This window comes from Xanthomonas populi (assembly GCF_002940065.1).
GTDB lineage: Bacteria > Pseudomonadota > Gammaproteobacteria > Xanthomonadales > Xanthomonadaceae > Xanthomonas > Xanthomonas populi.
The window spans coordinates 12,088-31,156 of the sequence record NZ_MDEJ01000039.1 but is presented as its reverse complement, the minus strand read 5'-3'; the positions used below and the strand labels follow the sequence as shown (position 1 = coordinate 31,156).

Annotated in this window: 16 protein-coding genes and 3 pseudogenes; 10 read left to right on the top strand and 9 right to left on the bottom strand. The window is 66.6% G+C overall.

The features are described from left to right. The first annotated feature begins 331 nt into the window (after positions 1-331). The 4 genes from XpopCFBP1817_RS08520 to XpopCFBP1817_RS08505 all read left to right on the top strand — a co-directional run bounded on the left by XpopCFBP1817_RS08520 (position 332) and on the right by XpopCFBP1817_RS08505 (position 1,801). Positions 332-664, top strand: coding sequence for a hypothetical protein (locus XpopCFBP1817_RS08520; protein ID WP_128416790.1), 333 nt, complete (start codon positions 332-334; stop codon positions 662-664). A gap of 25 nt (positions 665-689) precedes the next feature. Beyond that, complete coding sequence (locus tag XpopCFBP1817_RS23710) at positions 690-1,013, top strand: hypothetical protein (protein WP_167393873.1); 324 nt, start codon at positions 690-692, stop codon at positions 1,011-1,013. Positions 1,014-1,241: 228 nt separating this feature from the next. Beyond that, positions 1,242-1,496, top strand: a complete 255-nt coding sequence (locus XpopCFBP1817_RS08510; protein WP_128416789.1) for an antitoxin — start codon at positions 1,242-1,244, stop codon at positions 1,494-1,496. Continuing rightward, positions 1,496-1,801, top strand: coding sequence for a type II toxin-antitoxin system RelE/ParE family toxin (locus XpopCFBP1817_RS08505; RefSeq protein ID WP_167393875.1), 306 nt, complete (start codon positions 1,496-1,498; stop codon positions 1,799-1,801). Before XpopCFBP1817_RS08510 ends, XpopCFBP1817_RS08505 begins: the two co-directional genes overlap by 1 nt. Before the next feature lie 35 nt (positions 1,802-1,836). Here XpopCFBP1817_RS08505 and XpopCFBP1817_RS08500 read toward each other — a convergent pair whose 3' ends face one another. The 9 genes and pseudogenes from XpopCFBP1817_RS08500 to XpopCFBP1817_RS22820 form a co-directional block, all read right to left on the bottom strand. Continuing rightward, the gene (locus tag XpopCFBP1817_RS08500) at positions 1,837-2,127 is read right to left on the bottom strand and encodes a HigA family addiction module antitoxin (RefSeq protein WP_128416787.1); all 291 of its coding nucleotides are present in this window, start codon (positions 2,125-2,127) and stop codon (positions 1,837-1,839) included. A 48-nt stretch (positions 2,128-2,175) separates the two neighbouring features. Then, positions 2,176-3,234 (bottom strand): virulence RhuM family protein, encoded by a 1,059-nt coding sequence (locus tag XpopCFBP1817_RS08495; RefSeq protein ID WP_244171113.1) that lies wholly within the window; start codon positions 3,232-3,234, stop codon positions 2,176-2,178. A 24-nt stretch (positions 3,235-3,258) separates the two neighbouring features. Further along, entirely contained in the window at positions 3,259-5,472 is a 2,214-nt protein-coding gene (recD, locus tag XpopCFBP1817_RS08490) for an exodeoxyribonuclease V subunit alpha (protein ID WP_128416786.1), read from the bottom strand. Between the two features lie 178 nt (positions 5,473-5,650). Next, complete coding sequence (gene recB, locus XpopCFBP1817_RS08485; RefSeq protein WP_128416785.1) at positions 5,651-9,580, bottom strand: exodeoxyribonuclease V subunit beta; 3,930 nt, start codon at positions 9,578-9,580, stop codon at positions 5,651-5,653. Beyond that, positions 9,577-12,981, bottom strand: coding sequence for an exodeoxyribonuclease V subunit gamma (gene recC / locus XpopCFBP1817_RS08480; RefSeq protein ID WP_128416792.1), 3,405 nt, complete (start codon positions 12,979-12,981; stop codon positions 9,577-9,579). The genes recB and recC overlap by 4 nt, the downstream gene beginning before the upstream one ends. A 171-nt stretch (positions 12,982-13,152) precedes the next feature. Further along, positions 13,153-13,608, bottom strand: a pseudogene (locus XpopCFBP1817_RS23960) (autotransporter outer membrane beta-barrel domain-containing protein); the annotation flags it as partial. Further along, positions 13,608-14,040: pseudogene (locus tag XpopCFBP1817_RS23955) on the bottom strand (putative Ig domain-containing protein); the annotation flags it as partial. The pseudogenes XpopCFBP1817_RS23955 and XpopCFBP1817_RS23960, both read right to left, overlap by 1 nt. Positions 14,041-14,049: 9 nt before the next feature. Then, complete coding sequence (locus XpopCFBP1817_RS23950; RefSeq protein ID WP_425479092.1) at positions 14,050-14,370, bottom strand: hypothetical protein; 321 nt, start codon at positions 14,368-14,370, stop codon at positions 14,050-14,052. 68 nt (positions 14,371-14,438) lie between these two features. Further along, positions 14,439-14,727, bottom strand: a pseudogene (locus XpopCFBP1817_RS22820) (DUF6916 family protein). Between the two features lie 235 nt (positions 14,728-14,962). Here XpopCFBP1817_RS22820 and XpopCFBP1817_RS08470 point away from each other — a divergent pair. From XpopCFBP1817_RS08470 to XpopCFBP1817_RS08445, 6 genes are read left to right on the top strand one after another with little or no spacing between them, the layout of a single operon-like run. Beyond that, a complete protein-coding gene (locus XpopCFBP1817_RS08470) occupies positions 14,963-15,757 on the top strand; it encodes an ABC transporter ATP-binding protein (protein ID WP_128416784.1) in 795 nt (264 codons plus the stop codon). Then, on the top strand, positions 15,757-16,506 hold the full coding sequence (locus XpopCFBP1817_RS08465; protein ID WP_104535395.1) for an MlaE family lipid ABC transporter permease subunit: 750 nt from the start codon (positions 15,757-15,759) through the stop codon (positions 16,504-16,506). Before XpopCFBP1817_RS08470 ends, XpopCFBP1817_RS08465 begins: the two co-directional genes overlap by 1 nt. An 11-nt stretch (positions 16,507-16,517) precedes the next feature. Next, a complete protein-coding gene (gene mlaD / locus XpopCFBP1817_RS08460) occupies positions 16,518-17,051 on the top strand; it encodes an outer membrane lipid asymmetry maintenance protein MlaD (protein WP_128416783.1) in 534 nt (177 codons plus the stop codon). Then, a complete protein-coding gene (locus XpopCFBP1817_RS08455) occupies positions 17,048-17,710 on the top strand; it encodes an MlaC/ttg2D family ABC transporter substrate-binding protein (protein ID WP_128416782.1) in 663 nt (220 codons plus the stop codon). Before mlaD ends, XpopCFBP1817_RS08455 begins: the two co-directional genes overlap by 4 nt. Beyond that, positions 17,700-17,993 (top strand): STAS domain-containing protein, encoded by a 294-nt coding sequence (locus XpopCFBP1817_RS08450; protein ID WP_167393874.1) that lies wholly within the window; start codon positions 17,700-17,702, stop codon positions 17,991-17,993. The genes XpopCFBP1817_RS08455 and XpopCFBP1817_RS08450 overlap by 11 nt, the downstream gene beginning before the upstream one ends. 10 nt (positions 17,994-18,003) lie before the next feature. Beyond that, complete coding sequence (locus XpopCFBP1817_RS08445; protein WP_128416780.1) at positions 18,004-19,059, top strand: MlaA family lipoprotein; 1,056 nt, start codon at positions 18,004-18,006, stop codon at positions 19,057-19,059. The last annotated feature ends 10 nt before the right edge of the window (positions 19,060-19,069 follow it).

Sequence of the window (19,069 nt, the reverse complement as noted above, 5' to 3'; positions counted from 1 at the left end):
GCTGATTTTTTGAAGGTATGGTCATCATCCAGTGCGTGTCACCACGGCTACGACTTGGTTGTTCGAGGTGCCCTTATGTACGAGCCGATATTAGATATGTCAGATAGTCACTTGCGGTCGCTTTACATTCGGGTGAAAGCTCTGGCTTAGCTCATGGCGATGAAGAACTGATCCGGCAGCCGTGCAACTGCTAGATCAATTATCGATTTCTTTCTGGGGCAGGGTGAGTTCCAGCAATTGCGCTAGCGTTAAACGGTGTAACGTGACACCTTGACCTCCCATACATCCCCCACCCACCATCCTCGCCGCAGACTCAACTGGAGAACGCAAGATGATGAAGTGGATGGGCACCGCGCTGGCCGCGGCACTGCTGGTAAGCGGTTGCGCCAAGGTGGAGGGCGAAAAGTTCGTCGGCCACTGGGTCAATGTGCAGACGCAGGAAGAGACGATGGACATCGAGCGCAATGGCGAGACCTTCATGGTCCGCAGCACCACGCCGAAGTTCTTCAGCCGCCATCCCAAGACCGAGAGCTACCCGGCGGTTTACAAGGACGGGGCGCTGCAGGTCAGCAACGACGGCGAGACGGTGAACTTCGCCATCGATCAGGCCAACGGCCACCTCAATACCGGTGGCGAGCAGTACCAGCGCGTGCCGGCCAAGTAAGGCCGCCGCTGTCGCCAGCGCCCGCGTGCCGACCGTCACCGTCGCACGCGGGCGTTTTGCGTTTGTGGGTCTGCCGGCCGCGCCGATGGGCTACCGGCGCCTGCCCCCTGAGGAAGCGCCACGCCTGACGCACCACCCGTCGTCCAGCCCGCTCTCCCCTGCCATCCAGCGCGCGCAAGCCTTACAGTGCGCAGGCACGCCATGGTCATGGCGCTGCCCGACCGATCAATCCAGCAACTACGAGGGTGTCATGAGCAAGGGAATGGACCAGAAGAAGAGCCAGAAGAAAGAGCCGGCCAAGTCGCTGAAAGAAAAGCGCGCGGCCAAGCAGGAAAAGAAGGGCAAGTAAGCCGCCCGGCCTGCCAGACGGCGGACGAGGTCAGGTGGATCGCCTGACCTCGCGTTTTTGGGACGTTTCACTACGGGCTGAGCGTTGGCTTGCGAACTCGGCCTGTCGGACTCTCCCACTCACTGCTGGCATGACCTGCGGTAGCACCCCAAAGCTGCTGTAGACCGATCAACGACTAGGCCAAAAGCTGCTGTGCTAATGTGGTTTTGTGTGGATTTGGAGCTCGTCATGAGCCGTTTGACCATCGATCTGAGCGATCAGCAGCACCAGAGCCTGAAGGCGCTGGCGGCTCTGCAGGGCAAGACCATTAAGCAATACGCGCTTGAACGCCTGTTCCCTGACGACATAAACGCTGATCAGGCATGGCAGGAGTTGAAAACCCTCCTTGGGGGACGTGTCGAGCAAGGCCTTGTCGGCAACGTTTCTACCAAGAGCATCAGCACCATCCTGGATGAAGAATTGGCCGAGGGCCGTCGCGGTTGATGCACGGCTACGTCCTCACCGACGCGGCCGAAGCAGATCTGCGCGGGATCATCCGCTATACCTCGGCACGCTGGGGCCAGGCGCAGGTTCGCCGATACATCGCAGACCTGGAACGGGGTATTGCCCGTCTCGCAACAGGGGAAGGCACTTTCAAGGATCTGAGTGCGCTGTACCCTGCGTTGCGAATGTCGCATTGCATGCACCATTACGTCTTCTGCCTGCCGCGTGAGCACGCTCCATCGCTGATCGTGGCGATCCTGCATGAGCGCATGGATCTGATGGTGCGTTTGGCCGGCAGGTTATAGCCCACGATCCACGTAGCGATGGGGTGGCTCTCAACTCAAGCCGCCAGCCGCTTGATCCGTGACGGCAGATCGCCTAGCGCGCGGTGCGCTTCTTCCAGCTCGTAGTCGGCCTGCAGGCCTAACCAGAAGCGCTCGGTCGTGCCCAGCGCTGCAGCCAGGCGCACGGCGGTGTCGGCGGTGATGCCGCGCTTGCCCAGCACGATCTCGTTGATGCGGCGCGGCGGTACATCAGTGGCCCGCGCCAGTGCGTTCTGGCTGATGCCCATCGGCTCGAGGAACTCCTCAAGCAGGATTTCGCCGGGGTGGATGTTGGGTAGGACTGCCATGGACAGATGCCTCGTGCTCAGTGGTAATCGACAATGCCGGAACTGGGTTTATGTATCTCCGGTCTTCTTGCCAGCTGCGCCACTGCCCCGCGCACGTGCCATCTTTTTCAAATCTCGCGTAGCGGCGTCGAAATCGCGTTCGACCGCTGAGGGCTCGGCCAGCTTCTGCTGCTTGTGGCGTGCGAATTCAGCCTTACCAAATTCCAGCGCCTGCTCACGGCTGACCCGGCCCGCGTGGCTGAGCACCTCTCGGTCGCTTAGCCGCAAAAAGTCGTCAAGCTTGGCGATCCAGTTGACCATGGTCATAGGCTTGCGATTCAGCGCTTGAAGCTCCGCAAATTCCAGATAGGCAGTGACGATGCGATTCAGTGCGTCCAGCTCGTCGGAATTTAGATAGCTTTTTGCGACCGTAGCGTCGGATACACGCGGTGCAGCGCTAACCCAGTTGGTCATCCCGTTATGCGGTTTGCCTGCGTGGGCGCGCTCCATGATCAGCTCGGCGGCAGTGTGTCCGTGCGCAGCCCAATGCATCTTGTTCTGCACGGTAGCGAAAAAGCGCTGGCTGGCCTCGGCCGATGCATCGTAGTCGACGCTGGTAGCGTAGATCTCCAGCACCTTGCGCCAGAACATCTTCTCCGAGGAGCGGATGTCGCGAATCTTGCCGAGCAGGTCTTCAAAGTAGCCGTCATCAGGGCCGCGCTTGAGGCGTTCGTCATCGATGGCGAAGCCTTTGACCAAATAGCCTGACAAGCGCTCGGTCGCCCATTGCCGGAATTGGGTGCCACGCGAGGAGCGAACGCGGTAGCCCACCGCGAGAACCACATCGAGATGGTAGTGATCCACCATCCTGCGGACATTGCGCTCGCCTTCGGTTTGAACTATTCGGATTTTCCGAATAGTTCGTTCAGTTTCAAGTTCACCCTCGGCGAAGATACCGGATAGATGTTCATTGATCGTCGGCACGGAGACCTGGAACAGCTCTGAGAGTTGCCGCTGCGTCAACCAGACCGAGTCGCCTTCCAACCGCACCTGGATGCGCGTCTGCGCATCCTCGCTGCGGTACAGGATCAGCTCGGAAGCCGGTGCGTCCTTGTCATTAGTGTTCATGCGATCTCCAAGCGCGTGATGTCATCAAAATAGCGAGCCTTGCATCGGTGCAACCGGTGCCTCTGGCAAATCCTGTGCGATTTCAGCAGCGGGCCGTATTTGTTCGCCACCCAACCGCCACGCCAGGCCCGAGATGCGCCCGGCATGCCGGGCCAGCGCGCTGCGGATGACCGCTTCGCTACCGGCCAGGTGCAGGGCGCGGCGGGCGCGGGTGATGCCGGTGTAGAGCAGTTCGCGGCTGAGCACGCGGGCGTCGCGGGTGGGCAGTTGTAGCCAGACTGTGTCGAATTCGCTGCCTTGGGCCTTGTGCACGGTCATGGCGAAGGCGCTTTCGTGCGCGGGCAAGGCGGCGGGGTGGAAGCCGCGCACCTGGCCGTCGCCGTCGCCTTCGAACCAGGCGACCAACGGGTCTTGGGCGCGGCTGTTTGTGGTTGGGTCGTGGCGGTTGGCGGTACCGCTGGATTGGCTTGGCCCTGACGTCGGCGTTTCGTCGCTGCGCCCCGAAGAGGGACTCGCTGCGCTACGCAGGCAGATGCCGACGTCGCCGTTGAACAGGCCGTGGCGGTAGCTGTTTTCGGTGATCAGCAGCAGGCGACCCTGGAACCAGGGCGCGGCGGCGCCGAGGCGGCGGGCGCCGGAGCCGGTTTCGGCCAGCAGGTGTTCGATGCGGGCGTTGAGGCCGCGCGCGCCTTGCGGGCCGGCGCGGACGGCGGTGAGCAGGCGCAGGCGCGTGGCATCGCGCAGGGCGGCGGCCGGGTCTTGCGCGTCGGCCAGCGCGCGCCAGTGGGCGAGCAATGCGTCGCGGCCCAGGGCCAGCGGGTCTTCACCGTCTTCATGGAAGTGCACGCCGGCCAGCGCACCGCTGCGCAGCAGAGCCAGGGCGGTGTCGGCGTCGCCGGCGCGCACTGCGTCGGCCAATGGGGCAAGTGCGAAGTCGTCTGCTTGCCGGTAGCCGCGCAGCAGGTGCACGCGGTGGCCGGCCAGGCCGCCGCTGTGGATGTGGCTGACGGTGTGGCCGCCGATCTGGGTGCTGGCAGGCGTGCTGCTAGTGGGCGCGCCGCCGAGCAGCGGTTGCAGCGCGTCGGCATCGTGCGGCAGCAGGGTGTCGCCGGGGCCGGCGGCCTGCAGGATGGCGGCGAGCACATCGCCGGCTTCCACCGAGGGCAGCTGGTCGGCGTCGCCGAGCAGGATCAGCTGGGTGCCCTCGGCGACGGCGTCGACCAGCTTGCACATCAGCGGCAAGTCGACCATGGAGGCTTCGTCGACCACGATCAAGTCGAGCGGCAGCGGGTTGTCGGCGGTGTGGCGGAACTGCGGGGAATCCGGGATGACGCCGAGCAGGCGGTGGAGGGTGCTGGCGCCGGTGGGCAGGGCGTCGGCCAGGATCGGGTCGATGCCGTCGGCGATGGCGCGGCCGACTGCAAGGCGCAGGCTTTCTGCCATGCGCTCGGCGGCGCGGCCGGTGGGTGCGGCCAGGGCGATGCGCGGGGCTGGGGTGTCGGCTGCGTGCGCCTGGGCGATGCGCAGCAGTAGCAGACGGGCGATGGTGGTGGTCTTGCCGGTGCCGGGCCCGCCGGTGACCAGCAGCAGGGTGCGGCGCAGGGCAAGGGCTGCGGCTTGGGCTTGGCGGTCTTGGGAGTGGGATGGGGCGGGCGGGTTCGTGCCCTCTTGGTAGAAAGATGGCTCGGGCAGGCCCGTCCCCTCACCCGCCCTGCGGGCCCCCTCTCCCGGGGGGAGAGGGATCGGGTCCATAGGGAGAGTGGCGGGTGTCGCGTTTGGGAATAGCTGCGCGAATAGCGGCGCTAGCGTGGCTGCGTCGAAAGGGGGCGGCGCTTGGGCGGCGATGCGTTGCAGGCCTAACGCCAGGCGGCGTTCGTACTCGCGGTAGCGGCGTAGGTAGAGCAGGCCGTGTTCGAGAACGAGCGGGCAGTCGGCGGCGGCGGGGTCTTCAGGATTCGGTTGGTCGACCCAGCGCGAGGCGGCCAGGGTGCGTTGCCAGTCTGTTGGGTCTGGGAATGCCGGGGGTACGCCATCGCGTGGGTCCAAGAGCATTGCCGCGCGGGTTGGGTCTAGCGCTGCGTGGCCGCTGGTGACTGCGAGTGAAGCGAGTGCGGCGCCAGCCAGGACCAGATGGTCGGTATCTGGGGCCAGGCGTTGCAGGCTTTTGGCGAAGGCGATATCTAGCGGGCGTAGGGCACCGGATTGGTTGAGTGCGGTTAGTAGGTTTGGGTGGGTCATGGGGTGAGGGTTCCCATGGCGAACGTATTTTCAGTCGAAGCCCCGCTGCGCGCCCCGGCCCGCGTGTGGCGCGCGGGCGCTCCGCGGTACGCGGGCGAGTGGCGCGCCGGCGATGCCTTGTCGTCGCTGAGGGAGACGGGTATGAGCACAGCGCTGATCAGGAGTTGGGGCTGTTGGGTCATGGCTCGGATGCTTCACTGGCGGACGTACCCTCACCCCAACCCCTCTCCCGGGGGGAGAGGGGCTCTGATCTATCGGGGGACTGGGACTTTGACGCGTTGCTGGAAAGGGGCGCTGTGGGTTTGCCGGCGAATAGGGCGTCCAGGGCTTCCACCAGGGCTGGTTCGAAGCGCCAGGCGTGGATGCCGGGTGCGGGCGTGCCGGGCAAGGCGTCGCTGGCAGGGTCGGCGCCGGGGTCGGCTGCGGCGTTGCGGGCGGCGTCCAGGCCGCGGCAGAACAGATAGCGCACGCCGCCGAAGTCGCGGGCGTAGTCGTAGGCCTGGCCCAGGCGGAAGCGCAGCCAGCGGTGCAGGGCGACGGTGTAGATCAGCGCCTGCAGTTCGTACTCGCTGTAGGCCATGGCGCGGGCCAGGGCGTCGGCGTCGTAGCTTGGCAGGCGGTTGGACTTGTAGTCGAGCACGTACCAGCGTCCGTGCACGGTGTAGGTGAGGTCGATCAGGCCAGTCATCAGGCCTTCCAGACGGTGGCGTGCGCCGAAGGCCTGGCGGTCGCCGACCACGCCGAAGCGATGTAGCAGTGCGAGCAATGCATCGACGCGGGTTGGCCGCATGGCGAAGTGGAATTCCATTTCGTTACGGCGCTGCGGCTCGGGCACGGCGGCCAGGGGGGTGCCTTCGGGCAGGGCGACGGTGAGGGTGTGGCCGATCAGGGCGGTGAGCATGGTCAGGCCGTCGTCGAGTTCGTCCTGGGCGTAGCCGCCGCGTTGCAGCGCCTCGAGGATGGGGGCGGCCTGGCCGTCGGGTGCGGGTTGGCCGGGCTGCCACGTTTGCCAGGCGGCGAAGTCGCAGCGCTCGAACACGTCGTGCATCACCACGCCGAAGCGGTTGCCGGCAAAGCGCGGGTCGAAGGTGTCGACCTCGGCGGCGACGGCCACGGCCTCGCTGCTGGACGGCTCATCGCTTCCGCCACTGCCGACCACGGTGGCGCTGGCCATCGGGTCGGTGGCGGCGCCGGCATCGGCATTGGCCAGCTGGGTGAAGCTGTAGACCCACCACTCGGGTGCGATATGCCGCTGCGGGGTGCGCGCGGGCGGCACCTGCGCTTCGAGCGGTGGCGGCAGGCGTGGCAGGATGGCGGGCGGTGTGGACGTGTCGACCACCACCGCGCCCTCGCCCGCCGCACCCTGCAGTGCGTCGAGCGCGCGCAGCATGCCGGACAGTGCGGTGCGCTCGTGCTGGTGGAACGGGCCGCTGGCGATCCACAGCGCGTGCTCGGCGCGGGTCAGGCCGACGTAGAGCAGGCGCGCGTCTTCGGCGCGTTGTTCCTGCTTCCAGGCCGCTTCGGCGGCGCTCCAGGTGGGGTCGTTTTTGTCCCGGCTCCATTTGGACACGTTCCAATGCAATTGGCGCCCAAGTTCCGGCGCATGCACCACGCAATGGCGGCCGGCGCCCTTGTCGCTACGGCCGATGCCGATGTACGGCAGAAAGACCAGCGGATATTCCAGGCCCTTGCTCTTGTGCAGGGTGACGATCTGCACGCGGCGCGCGTCCGATTCCAGCCGCAGTTGCTGGGCTTCGTCTTCCTTGTCGGCATTGGCGATGCGGCGTGACAGCCAGTCGACCAGGCCATGCGGGCCGAGTGCGCGGGCGTCGGCTTCCTGCAGCAGTTCGGCCAGTTGCAGGTAGTTGGTGAGGCGGCGTTCGCCATCGACCAGGGCGAGCAGGCGTTGCCCGTGTGCGGCGCCAAGGTCGCCGATCAGCGCCAGCGGGCCACCGCGTTGCCAGCGCTCGCGCCAGTCCAGTGCCTGTTGCTGCCAGCGGCGATGCCGTTCGCCGTCGTGTGCGAGCGCGGCGATGGCGATGGCGTCTGCGCCGATCAGCACCGTTGCCAGGGCGGCGCGCAGGCGGCTGTCGTCGCCTGGGTCCAGCAGGGCCTGTAGCAGGGCCAGCAGTTCCAGCGCTTCGTCGGTGGCGAACAGGCTTTGCTTGCCGGCGGCCACTGCCGGGATGCCCGCCCCGCCCAGCGCCTGTTGCATGCGCGTGGCCTCGCTGTGGCTGCGCACCAGCACGGCGATATCGCCGGCCTGCACCGGGCGGCCATTGACGGTGGCGGTGCCGTCGCGGCCACCGGCCAGCCAGGCGCGGATCGCGGCGACGCAGGCGGCGGTGGCCAGCTCGCGGGCGCGGCCGGCGCTCCAGGGTTTGGGCTTGCCTGCGTGCTTGGTTTTTGCCGCTGTCGCGGCAGGGGGCGGCGGCGGTTCCGGCGCGCGCCACAGCGTCAAGGCCGGGGCGGTGGCGCCGTCGCGCTGCAGGTCGGCATCCACGCGCTTGGTGCCGGGCTGCACCGGGTGGAAGGCGATGCCGTCGGTGAGGAAGGCGTCGCTGTAGCCGGCCTGCGCGTACAACGCGTCGATGGCCGCCAGCACACCGGGGCGCGAGCGGAAGTTGTGGCTCAGCGGCGGGGCGCGTTCGGCAGTGACTGCGGCGGCCAGATAGGTGCGCACGTCGCCGCCACGGAAGCCGTAGATGGCCTGCTTGGGGTCGCCGATCAGAAACAGCGCCGGTTCCAGTTCCGCATGGCGTGCGAGTGGGCCTTCGCCGAACACGTTGGAAAAAATCGACCACTGGCGGTCGTCGGTGTCCTGGAATTCGTCCACCAGCGCAATGGCGTATTGCGCGCGCAGGCGGGTGACCAGGGCGTCGGCCTGGGCGCCTTGCAATGCGTGCGCGACGCCATCGACCAGGTCGTCGTAGGTCTGCACGCGGCGCTGGCGCTTGAGCAAGGCCAGCCGTGCGATGGCGTCATCGCGCAGGGTGTGCAGCAGGCGGATGCGGCGACGGGTGCGCCATGCTTCGACGCGGGCCAGCGCGGTGAGATAGTTGTCGATGTCGTGGCTCATCGGCGATGCCGGCGTACGCCCGACGAACTTCTTGTTGGTGCCGGAAGCCAGTTCCGCAGCAGTCAGTTTGATCAACTTGGCGTGCGGCGCGGTGCTTGCCGATGGCGTGGCGGCGAAACTCTCGAACCAGTGCCACAGCGATGCCAGCCACTCCGGTTTGTAGCTGACCTTGCTCAGGATGCCGACCTCGATGGCGGCCATGATGGCTTCGAAAAACGCGGTGCCGTGGGCCTGGAATGCGGCGACCACTGCGGCGCTGGCGTCTTGCACGGCCTGCAGTAGCGCTGCCGAATCGTCGATGGTGCTGGACACCTCCGGCAGCAGCGTTGGATGGCGGAGCAAGGCGCGCAGATCACTGGCCAATGCATCGGGGCCGCCCGACCACAGCGCGATGAGATCTTCGGCCATCACCGCATCGGCGGCGCGTTGCCGCCACAAGTCCGCAGCGACTTCGCCCAGCAATTCGCGGTCGTTGGCGAGCAGTTCCGGTGCGGCGAAGGCTTGGCCGCTTTCCAGCGCATTTTCGCGCAGCACGCGCGCGCAGAAGCCGTGAATGGTGAACACCGCGGCCAGGTCGATTTCTTCTACTGCCTGTTGTAGGCGGCGGCGTAAGGCGGCGGGGGTTTCGGGGCCGGTGGCCAGGTGCGTGGTGAGGATGGCGCGGGTGAGCAGGGCGTCGGGCGCTTCCTGTCGGTGCGGCGCTGAGTGGTCTTGGGCGACCGACTGCGACGGGTCGTCGGCGAGTTCGGTCGCGGCCGGGGCCGCTCCTACAAAGGCCGATGAGGCATCGGGCACCAGCGTTGTGGCCAGCACCAGGCGCTCGCGGATGCGGCGGCGCAATTCCTGCGTGGCCGCTTCGGTGAAGGTCACCGCCAGGATCTGGCCGATACGCAGCCCGCGCTCGACCACCAGCCGGGTGAACAGCGTGGCCAGGGTGAAGGTCTTGCCGGTGCCGGCGCTGGCCTCGATCAGGCGCACGCCGTGCAGCGGCAATTCCAGGTACGGGTCGGTGACGGGGCCGGCACTCATTCGGCGTCTTCCTGCACGCCGTGCCAGTGTCGCCAGCTTTCGATCAGACGCTCCGGATCGAGCCTGGTGTCGGTGTTGCCGCGTTCGAGCAAGTCGTAAACCCGATGGCTGGTGGTGGCGAACTCGGCGAAGCGCTGCGCATCGGCGAACGGGTCGCGGCCGCGATTGACCAGGCGCAACTCCGGGCTGTGCGATTCGCTCCAGCCTAAGCTGGATTGCCACTGCCCCGCAGCGTCCTTGATCGCCTTGTCCAGGTCGTCGCTGCGCGCAGCGAGGTGGTATTTCCAGCTGCTGTAGGGCGCGAAGTCCAGTGGTGCCTGCAGGCCATGCCGATACAGCCGCAGCAGCTCGGCCAACGCGGTTTGCGCCCGCCTCTGCGACAGTGGTTCGGGGTCGATGGGATGCGGGCCCAGGCCGTCTTCGTGGTCGAAGAAGCGCACGTAGGGCGCGTGCTCGCCGGCGGCGCGCAGCAGCAGCCATTCAAGGCCGTGGCAGATCGCGCTGCGGCCGCTGAGCGCGCCGACCTGCACGCGCCCGACTCCGTTGGCATACCAACCCGGCAAGCGGCCGTGCACTTCGATATCGCCGATCTGCACCTGCAAGCGGCGCGACTGCGCCGGCGCCTCGCCACGCCAGTGCCGGAACACGTCGGCATACGGGCGCAAGGTTGTCAAAAGCGCATCGAGATCACCTCGCCCGAGCGGGCCGGAGGGCAGCAATGCGCGGGCACGCAGACGCGCGTACAAGCCATCGGTCTCGCCGGCCAGCGCTGCCTCAAACGCATGCTGTTGCAAGCTGTATTGCTCCAATCCACGTGTCGCTGCGACGAGCGGTTCGAGATCGCTGTCTTCGCCGGCCGGATCGGGCAGGCGCATGCCCAAACGATGGCGCAGAAACTGCCCGGCCGGGTCGGCGAACAAACGGCGCAACGCGTCGATCGAGACGGTGGTTGGTATTGCGATGTCGTCGGCCGGCAACACGCCGGCCACCCACGGCGCAAGCGGCTGCCGTTGCCTGACCAGGCTGTCCACCGCAGGCCGCCATTGCCGGCGATAACTGAAGCGGCGCGGGTCGGCGCCGTGATCGCCCGGCGCACCGAAGGCGGCAGCGGCGAATGGCTGCAACGGGTGGTGCACCACCAGCGTGTCGATCGCCTGCGGGTCGGCGTGATACTGCGCCGCACTTGCCAGCAATTCGCTGACCAGCACCGACGGTTCGCGCGCGCTGCCATCGCGCGCATCGGCGCCGAGATAGCTCAGGTAAAACACCTCTTGCGCGGACGCGAATAACTGCAGAAACAGAAACCGGTCGTCCTCGCGCGTTGAGCGATCGCCGTGCCGGCGACGCTCGGTGCCCAGCTCGGCGGTGAGACGATTGAGCCCGGCGGCCGGGTCGCGACGCGGGAAGTCGCCATCGTTCATGCCTAGCAGGCAGATTGCGCGGAACGGCAGCAGCCGCATCGGCACCATGCGGCCGAAACTGATGCCGCCAGTGAGCAGCGGCGCGCGCGTGTCCGACTCGCCCAGCACCGCAGCAAAATGCGCACGCACCACTTCGGCCGGCACGGTGCCGGCGTATTCGGCGCGCACTGCGTCGCGGGCGAATTGGTCGATCAGGGTACGCAGCCGATCCAGCGCACGCTGCGCACGCGGTGCCGAGAGCGTGGTCGGAATCAGCGCCTCCAACAGACCGAGCAGACGTTCGCGCCACTCGACCGGCGTCATCGCCTCGGCCAACACGGACTGGTGGCGTTCGAGCACGCGCAGCAGCCGCAGCAGCGTGTCGAGTGCGGCCAGCGCGCTGCCTTCCAATTGCGGCCATGGCGCTACGCCATCGATATCGTCGTCTGCACCGCTGGCATGGCCGAGCAGCAGCCGGTCCAGCGCGAAGCGCCAGGTGTAGGCGTCGTCGCTCGGTGCCTGGTGCTGACGCCGATGCGCGGCATCCAGCCCCCAGCGCGCGCCGGCCGCGTGCAGCCAGCCGCGCAGACGTTCCAGCCCGGCTTCGTCCAGGCCGGCCGCCTCGGCGATGGGCGCGCTGGCGAGCAGGTCGAGAATCTCGTGCAGGCCGAAACGTGCGATCGGCAAGCCGAGCAAGGTCAGGAACAGGTCGGCCAGCGGCTCGCTTGCCAGCGGGCTGGCATCGGCCAGCGCGTACGGCAGCGCGTCGTGGTTGCCGTGGCTGCCGAACACCGCGTCCAGATACGGCACGTACGGGTCGATATCCGGCGACAACACCGCGATCTCGCGCGGTTGCAGCGGCGGGTCGAAGCGTGGGTCGTCGAGCAAGGCGCGCAGTTGGTCGTGCAATACCTGCAGCTCGCGCAACCGCGTGTGGCAGGCGTGCACCTGCAGGCCGGGATCGTGCAGATTCACCGCAGCCAACAGCGCAGGCACGACAGGGGCGCGGCGGTGGAACAGGTCGCTCTGCATGCGCCGCAGCAAACTATCGCCCAATCCACCGTCGGCCAGCGCGCGGCGGCCGGAATCCAGCGGATCGGCGTAGGCGGCGATTTCGGCCAGCGGATGCACCACCTCGTAGTCGCCCACCAGCGCCATGAAGTCGCGCCCGGCCGCGCCCCAGGCTTGCAAGAGTGGGTTTTCCTGCACCTGCTCTGCGAACAGCTGCACCGCACCGTCTTCGCGCCGGCGTTGCCACAAGGTTTGCAGGTCGCCCCAATAGCCCTGCGTTGGCGTGGGCAGGTAGAAATGCAGCGTGCCCACACGCGCCTGCGTGGCCAGCACGCGCAGCACGTCGGGCGAGATATTCAAGATGGCGAAGGCGAACAAACGCTTCGGTAAGCCCTGCGGCAGCGGACCGTCCGGGCGCGCGTGGCGATCCAGATACCGGCCGATGCGGCGCGCACGGTACTGCCGGCCGGAGGCGATGCTGCGCCACAGCCGCGCCTGCGGGTCGTCCACATCGGCGCCGGCTTCCCAGCGCAGCAACCAGTCGCGTCGCCAGGCCTGGTACTTTTCGAACACGTTGCCCAGCTCACTGGCCAGCGCCCAGGGCTTGAGCGCATCGCCATCGGATACATAACCGGCCAATGGCGCCAACGCCGCATCGCGGCCCAGATCGGCCTGCAACGCGGCGTACAACCGCCACTGCGTGGTCGCCATGTCCAGATCGTCGTCGGCCGGGCCGAGATTGCACTCCAGCGCGCGCGCCACGAGCTCGCCAGGGGTGAGAAACTCCAGATTCGCCGCAACCCCGTGCTCGGCCGCCAGCGTGGATTGCAACCAGCGCCGCATCGCCACCTGCGGAATCAGCACCACCTCCGGCTGCAGCAATGGCTGCTCCGGCACCGGGCGGCGCAGCTCCTGTGCGAGCAAGGCGGCCAGCGTATCCAGCGCGTTGGACGGATAAAGACGGAAATCGGGTATGGAGGTTGCTTGCATGCTTGCATGCATTGTGCCGGATGCCGGCGTGCTGCGTTGTTTGCGCATGCGCTCGGCGACCGCACGATTGCGATCGGCACGGCAGACAAACGCGATGGGCCGGGCGTTTCCGCCCGGCCCATCGCACTGCCTTGGCATGACGCTCGAGGCGATCAGTATTTCTTTTCCGGACTGCTTGCCGTCGCGGTTGGCTTCGGCCATCGAGGCATCGTCAGTCACGTAGCGGCGCAGGTCGTAGGACACCACGTGGTAGCCGACCAGGGTGTCGAAGAAAAACGCTTTGGCCGGATGGACGCTGGCATACAGCGCCATCGTGTAGGCAGTGGCCGTGCCGTGGCTGCCGTTCCGGCCGACATCGCTGTCGTCGCGGCCCCAGCCCAGGCCTGCACCGATCGCCAGCGACTGCGCCACCCGGTAATCGGCGCCCACGCTCAGGCCATCGGTCTGGACGTCCACCCCGGTGCTGTTGGACTGCTTGTTCAGGCTGCCCGAGCGGATCGTACCGCCCACCCACAACCCCAGGTCGCCCTGCGCCGGCGCATTGCCACTGCTCGTCGCCACCGCCGGCGCATCGCGGACATCGTTGTCGGCTTGCTGCGTGTCCGGGCTGCACGGTTGTGCGCTACGGTTCCCGACAACGTGCCGTTGCTGGCCAACGTGATACCGGCCGGTAAAGCGCCGCTGGCGCGTGTAGGTGTACGGCGCGGTGCCGCCACTGGCGCTCAATGCCTGGCTGTAAGCAGTGCCACGCGTAGCGGACGGCAGCGTGGACGGCGCAATAACAATCGGCGGCGCGACGATGTTCAACATGTCACCGCGCGCGGCTTGCGAGGGCGTGCCGCAGGTGCTGTCGGTAGCGGTCACGGTGAAGACAACGTTGCCCACGCTGCCAGGGGTACCGGTCAAGGTGCCGCTGTTGGCATTGCGCGTGACGCCCGCCGGCAACGATGCCGGCCCAACCGTCACGACGACTGCGTCGTCATTGAGAATCGTGCCGGTCGCGCTCGTTGGCATACCCACGGCGTAGCCGCTGCCGGCAACCAGGGTCGGCGCCACGGTTTCATCCGGTTAGACAGTGGCATCGGCGGTTGGATTGATCGTGACCGGGCAACTGCGCTCGCCGGCGGCGATCACCAGCGGCAAGGACACCGCCGCGTAGTGGCTGCCGGAGGTCGCAGTACCGCCGACGGTGAACGCCACCGACACCGGACTGACCGGCGTCTGGCTCAGGGTGACGGTATAGATCAGTTTGGTTGCGCCATCCGCGGTCACACTGGCCGACGACACTGCAATCGAGGCGCTCGGCACATCGTCGTTGAGGATGGTGGCCGTGGCGTTGGATGGGCTGCCGATGGAATAACCGGTACCGTCGGCAACTGCAAATGTCACTGTCTCGTCCGCTTCCACGGTGCATCTTGCGATGCGCTGGCAGCCGGTCGGCCTGCAGCCGACCAGCGTCAGTTGAAAACCGCCTGACACAGAAAAGCCATCGCGCTCGCGCGCGACCGGCACCAGAAACACGCCGACCTCGCCCAGCCGCGTGTGGCGCAACTGATAGATCTGCTGCGGAAACAAAAACGCCGAGCTGTTGCGGAACAACAACGACAACGGCGCACGTTGCGCCGCTTGCGTGACCGGCAGCGGGCGCGCCTCCACCAGCACGAATGGAATCTGGCCTTCGCTCAACGCCGGCGAAAACGTTTCGTTGACGCTGCCTGAAAAGTGCTCCAGGGTCAGTAGGTCCATTGCATGCGCATGGACGGCAGGGCGTTCGATCATCCACATCCGGCAGACCCGTCACAATATCCGTGCGCTCATACGTTGCTGCGCGTCATGCATGAGACGGCTTGTTGCAGTCGCATTGGCGGCAACCCGTCTGCTGCGGTACCGGCGTCATGCGACAATACTGCACGCGCCGGTTCGGTTATATTCAGCCGTGTGCCGGTTACTCTATCGCGCTGGAATTCTGTTAAAGGCTTCGATGACGGCGTCCACCTCCCCTGTCGTGCAGTTTTCCGGTGTCCGCATCGACCGCGGCGGTCGCACCATCCTGCGCGACGTCTCGCTCGACGTGCCACGCGGCAGTATCACTGCCGTGCTCGGTCCTTCCGGTAGCGGCAAGTCCACCTTGCTGGCCGCGCTGACTGGTGAACTGCGTCCGGTCGCCGGCACGGTCGCCCTGTTCGGCGAAGAGATTCCGCGCGGCAACCGTGCGCTGCTGGAGATGCGCCGCAACGTCGGCGTGCTGCTGCAGGGCAATGGTTTGCTGACCGACCTGAGCGTGGCCGACAACGTTGCGCTGCCACTGCGCACCCACACCCGCCTGCCAGCACCGGTGCTGCAACGCCTGGTGCAAATGAAGTTGCATGCGGTGGGTCTGCTCGCCGCAGCCGATGCCTGGCCGCGCGAGTTGTCCGGTGGGATGGCGCGGCGTGTGGCACTGGCGCGCGCGCTGGCACTGGACCCGCCGCTGATGATCTACGACGAACCGCTGACCGGGCTGGACCCGATCGCCTCGGGCGTGATCATGAGCCTGATCCAGCGCCTCAACGACAGCCTGGGCCTGACCAGCATCATCGTTAGTCACCACGTACACGAAACTTTGCCGATCAGCGATCAGGCGGTGGTCATCGCCAATGGCGGCATTGTGTTCGCCGGCACGCCCGAGCAATTGCAGGACAGCACCGATCCGCTGGTGCAGCAGTTCCTGCATGGTCAGCCGGACGGCCCGATCGCCTTCGATGCCGAGCCGCGTCGCGACCGGAGTGCCGCCTGATGGCCATGGTTGAGTCGATCCGTGCCTTTGGCCGCGCCGGGCTGTTCTCGCTGACCGTGCTGCGCGGCTCGGTACCGACGCGCGACTTCATCGCCGAGCTGGTCCGCGAAATCTACAAGGTCGGCGCGCGCTCGCTGCCGATCATCGCCGTCGGCGGCGCCTTCGTCGGCCTGGTGCTGACCCTGCAGGGCTATCGCACGCTGACCACCTATGGCGCGTCGGATGCGTTGTCCACGCTGCTGGGGCTGTCGCTGTACCGCGAGCTGGCACCGGTGCTGACAGCACTATTGTTCATCGGCCGCGCCGGCAGTTCGATCGCGGCCGAGCTTGGCTTGATGCGCGCCACCGACCAAATCAAGGCGCTGGAGCTGATGGCCATCGACCCGGTCGCCAAGGCGGTGGCGCCGCGCTTCTGGGCGGCCGTACTGACGGTGCCGCTGCTGACCGGCGTGTTCTGCTCGCTGGCCATCACCGGCGGCTACTTCGAAGCCGTCCACGTGTTGGGCATCGACAACGGCACATTCTGGTCGGGATTGAGCAATAGCGTGGACTTCTGGGACGACTTTGGCGTGGCGATGCTCAAGTCGGCGATCTTCGGCGGCACTGCCGCGCTGGTCGCCGCCTACGTGGGCTTCCACGCCGAGCCGACCATCGAAGGCACCTCGATCGCCACCACCCGTGCGGTGGTGAACGCCTCGCTGCTGGTGCTGATGTTCAACTTCGTCCTTTCTGCAATGTTGTTTAGGTGAGTGGAATAACTATGGCCATGCGTGGACCACGACTCGAATTCGCCGTTGGCGCATTTTTGCTGCTGACCCTGGCCTCGCTGCTGGTGCTGGCGGTGGCTTCGACCAATCAGCGCTGGGGCTTCGGGTCCAGCCAGTACACCCTGACCGCGCGCTTCAGCCAGATCGGCCAGCTGCGGGCGCAGGCGCCGGTGAAGATCGGCGGTGTGACCATCGGCAAGGTCTCCGACATCAGCCTGGATCCGACCAAGTTCGACTCGGTGGTGACTTTGTCGCTGGATAACAAATACAAGGAAATGCCCGCCGATACCTCGGCCGGCATTTTCACCAGCGGCCTGCTGGGCGAGAGCTACATCGGTCTGCAGCCGGGCGGCGACCCGGAGACGCTCAAGCCGGGCGAAGAAATCGGCTTCACCCAGCCAGCGGTAGATCTGCTGCAGCTGGTCGGCAAATACATGTTCAGTGGCGGTGGTGACAAGCCCGCCGCAGACGGCCAGGCTGCCCCGCCTGCCCAGACCGCTTCTCCCTCTACGGAACCGCACCAATGAAAACCACCCTGCTTTCCGCCATCCTGGCCTCGACCCTACTGGTGTGCGCACCGACCACCGTGCTGGCGCAGCCGGCTGCCGCCAGTGCGCCTGCACAGGGTGCAGCGACCAAGACCGTCATCGACAGCAGCACGCGCATCCTGAGCACGCTGGATCAGCGTCGCGCCGAATTCCGCAGCAACCCTGCCGCGCTGCGTCATTACATCGATGGCGAATTGAACAAGGCTTTCGACCGCGACTACTCGGCCCGCCTCGTGTTGGGCGTCAACGGCCGTGGCGCTTCCGATGCGGACGTCAAGCTGTTTGCCGATGCGCTGGCCGACAACCTGATGCAGCGTTACGGCACCGCGTTGTTGAACTTCGAAGGCAAGCCGACCTTCCGCGCCAAGTCCGAGAGCGCGCTGCCTGGCAACCGCGGCGTCAAGGTCTCCACCGACCTGATGCGCGCCAGTAACGACCCGACCCCGGTCGATTACATGATGCGTAACGTCGGCGGCCAGTGGAAGATCTTCGATGTGATGATCGAAGGCATCTCCTACGTGCAGACTTTCAAGACCCAGTTCGACGGCCCGCTGCGTGAGAAGGGCATCGCCAAGGTCGCCGCAGAGCTGCGCAGCGGCAACCTGCAGGTCGGTGCGGCACCGGCCAATGGCAAGTAACAGCTCCGTGCAACGCAACGGCGAGACGCTGGTAATCACCGGCGTGCTCGACCGGGCGGCAGTCACTGCGGCATGGCCGCAGGCGATCGCGCAGCTGGACGGCCTGCGCACGCTCGACCTGGCGCGTGTACAACGCCTGGACAGTGCCGGGGTGGCAATGCTGGCCGAGCTGGCTGCACGGCTGCGCAGCAGTGGTACCGTTACTGTGGTGGGTGAGGCGTCCGGTCTGGACGAATTGCGCGCCGCTTATCGCTTGTCCCCTACTTTCGATTTTCAGGCCTGAGCGCCACCCCATGACCCAGTTACGCCCCCTCTCGTTGTTGGCCGCCTGCCTACTGCTTGGTGCATGCGCCAGCCAGGCGCCGAAGTCCGCCCCGCCCGCAGCCGCAACCAGCGTCGCGCCAAGCGCCGCCCAAGCGCCGGTGAGCGACGATGCCGGAGTGACCGCGCAACCGGCCGCCGCCGGGTTCGCCACACCGGACGCGCTGCCGGCCACCGCCGCTGCGCCTGCAGACCAGGCAAGCGCCGATGCAGGCAGCAGCGCTTCGGGGGCGCCGACCGCCGCCGAAGACGACTTCGACGCGCTGTATGGCCCGACCACGCCGCAAGCCGGCGGCAACGGTACCCCGGCGCAGCCTGGCGCGCCGGCCTACGATCCGTGGGAGCGCTACAACCGCGGCATGCACCGCTTCAACCTGGCGGTCGACCGTGGCGTGGCGCGTCCGCTGGCGACCGCCTACACCAAGGTAGTGCCGAGTCCGGCGCGCCTGGGCGTGACCAACTTCTTCGACAATCTCGGCACGCCGCTGACCATGGTCAACCAGCTGCTGCAGGGTCACCCGGTGTTTGCAGTGCAGTCGCTGGGCCGCTTTGTGATGAACTCCACATTGGGCGTCGCTGGCCTGTTCGACCCGGCCACTGCGGCGGGCATTCCACGCCGTAGCGAGGACTTCGGTCAGACCCTGGGTGTGTGGGGCTGGCGCAATTCGCGCTACTTCGAATTGCCGTTGTTCGGGCCGCGCACCGTGCGCGATACGGTTGGCCTGGGTGGCGATATTCCGCTGTCGTGGGTGCTTCATGTCGACGATGGCGGTGCGCGCTTCGCGCTGCAGGGCTTGCAGCTGGTGGATACGCGTGCGCAACTGATGTCGCTGGATTCGCTGCGCGACCAGGCACCGGACGAATACGCACTGACCCGCGATGCCTGGATGCAACGCCGCAACTACCAGATCGTGCGCGACCTGCGCAGTCATCGCGAAAAGAACAGCGAGCTGCCCGACTATCTGCACAACGACAAGGACAGCACCGTGCCGGTGGACGCGATGCCGATCCCGCAGTGGATTCGTTGAGCGGTTGAGT

Bases quoted from the DNA above. Each gene is read 5' to 3' on its own strand.
- XpopCFBP1817_RS08520 (WP_128416790.1), top strand. From the start codon at position 332: ATGATGAAGTGGATGGGCACCGCGCTGGCCGCGGCACTGCTGGTAAGC.
- XpopCFBP1817_RS08510 (WP_128416789.1), top strand. From the start codon at position 1,242: ATGAGCCGTTTGACCATCGATCTGAGCGATCAGCAGCACCAGAGCCTG.
- XpopCFBP1817_RS08505 (WP_167393875.1), top strand. From the start codon at position 1,496: ATGCACGGCTACGTCCTCACCGACGCGGCCGAAGCAGATCTGCGCGGG.
- XpopCFBP1817_RS08500 (WP_128416787.1), bottom strand. From the start codon at position 2,127: ATGGCAGTCCTACCCAACATCCACCCCGGCGAAATCCTGCTTGAGGAG.
- XpopCFBP1817_RS08495 (WP_244171113.1), bottom strand. From the start codon at position 3,234: ATGAACACTAATGACAAGGACGCACCGGCTTCCGAGCTGATCCTGTAC.
- recD (WP_128416786.1), bottom strand. From the start codon at position 5,472: ATGACCCACCCAAACCTACTAACCGCACTCAACCAATCCGGTGCCCTA.
- recB (WP_128416785.1), bottom strand. From the start codon at position 9,580: ATGAGTGCCGGCCCCGTCACCGACCCGTACCTGGAATTGCCGCTGCAC.
- recC (WP_128416792.1), bottom strand. From the start codon at position 12,981: ATGCAAGCAACCTCCATACCCGATTTCCGTCTTTATCCGTCCAACGCG.
- XpopCFBP1817_RS08470 (WP_128416784.1), top strand. From the start codon at position 14,963: ATGACGGCGTCCACCTCCCCTGTCGTGCAGTTTTCCGGTGTCCGCATC.
- XpopCFBP1817_RS08465 (WP_104535395.1), top strand. From the start codon at position 15,757: ATGGCCATGGTTGAGTCGATCCGTGCCTTTGGCCGCGCCGGGCTGTTC.
- mlaD (WP_128416783.1), top strand. From the start codon at position 16,518: ATGGCCATGCGTGGACCACGACTCGAATTCGCCGTTGGCGCATTTTTG.
- XpopCFBP1817_RS08455 (WP_128416782.1), top strand. From the start codon at position 17,048: ATGAAAACCACCCTGCTTTCCGCCATCCTGGCCTCGACCCTACTGGTG.
- XpopCFBP1817_RS08450 (WP_167393874.1), top strand. From the start codon at position 17,700: ATGGCAAGTAACAGCTCCGTGCAACGCAACGGCGAGACGCTGGTAATC.
- XpopCFBP1817_RS08445 (WP_128416780.1), top strand. From the start codon at position 18,004: ATGACCCAGTTACGCCCCCTCTCGTTGTTGGCCGCCTGCCTACTGCTT.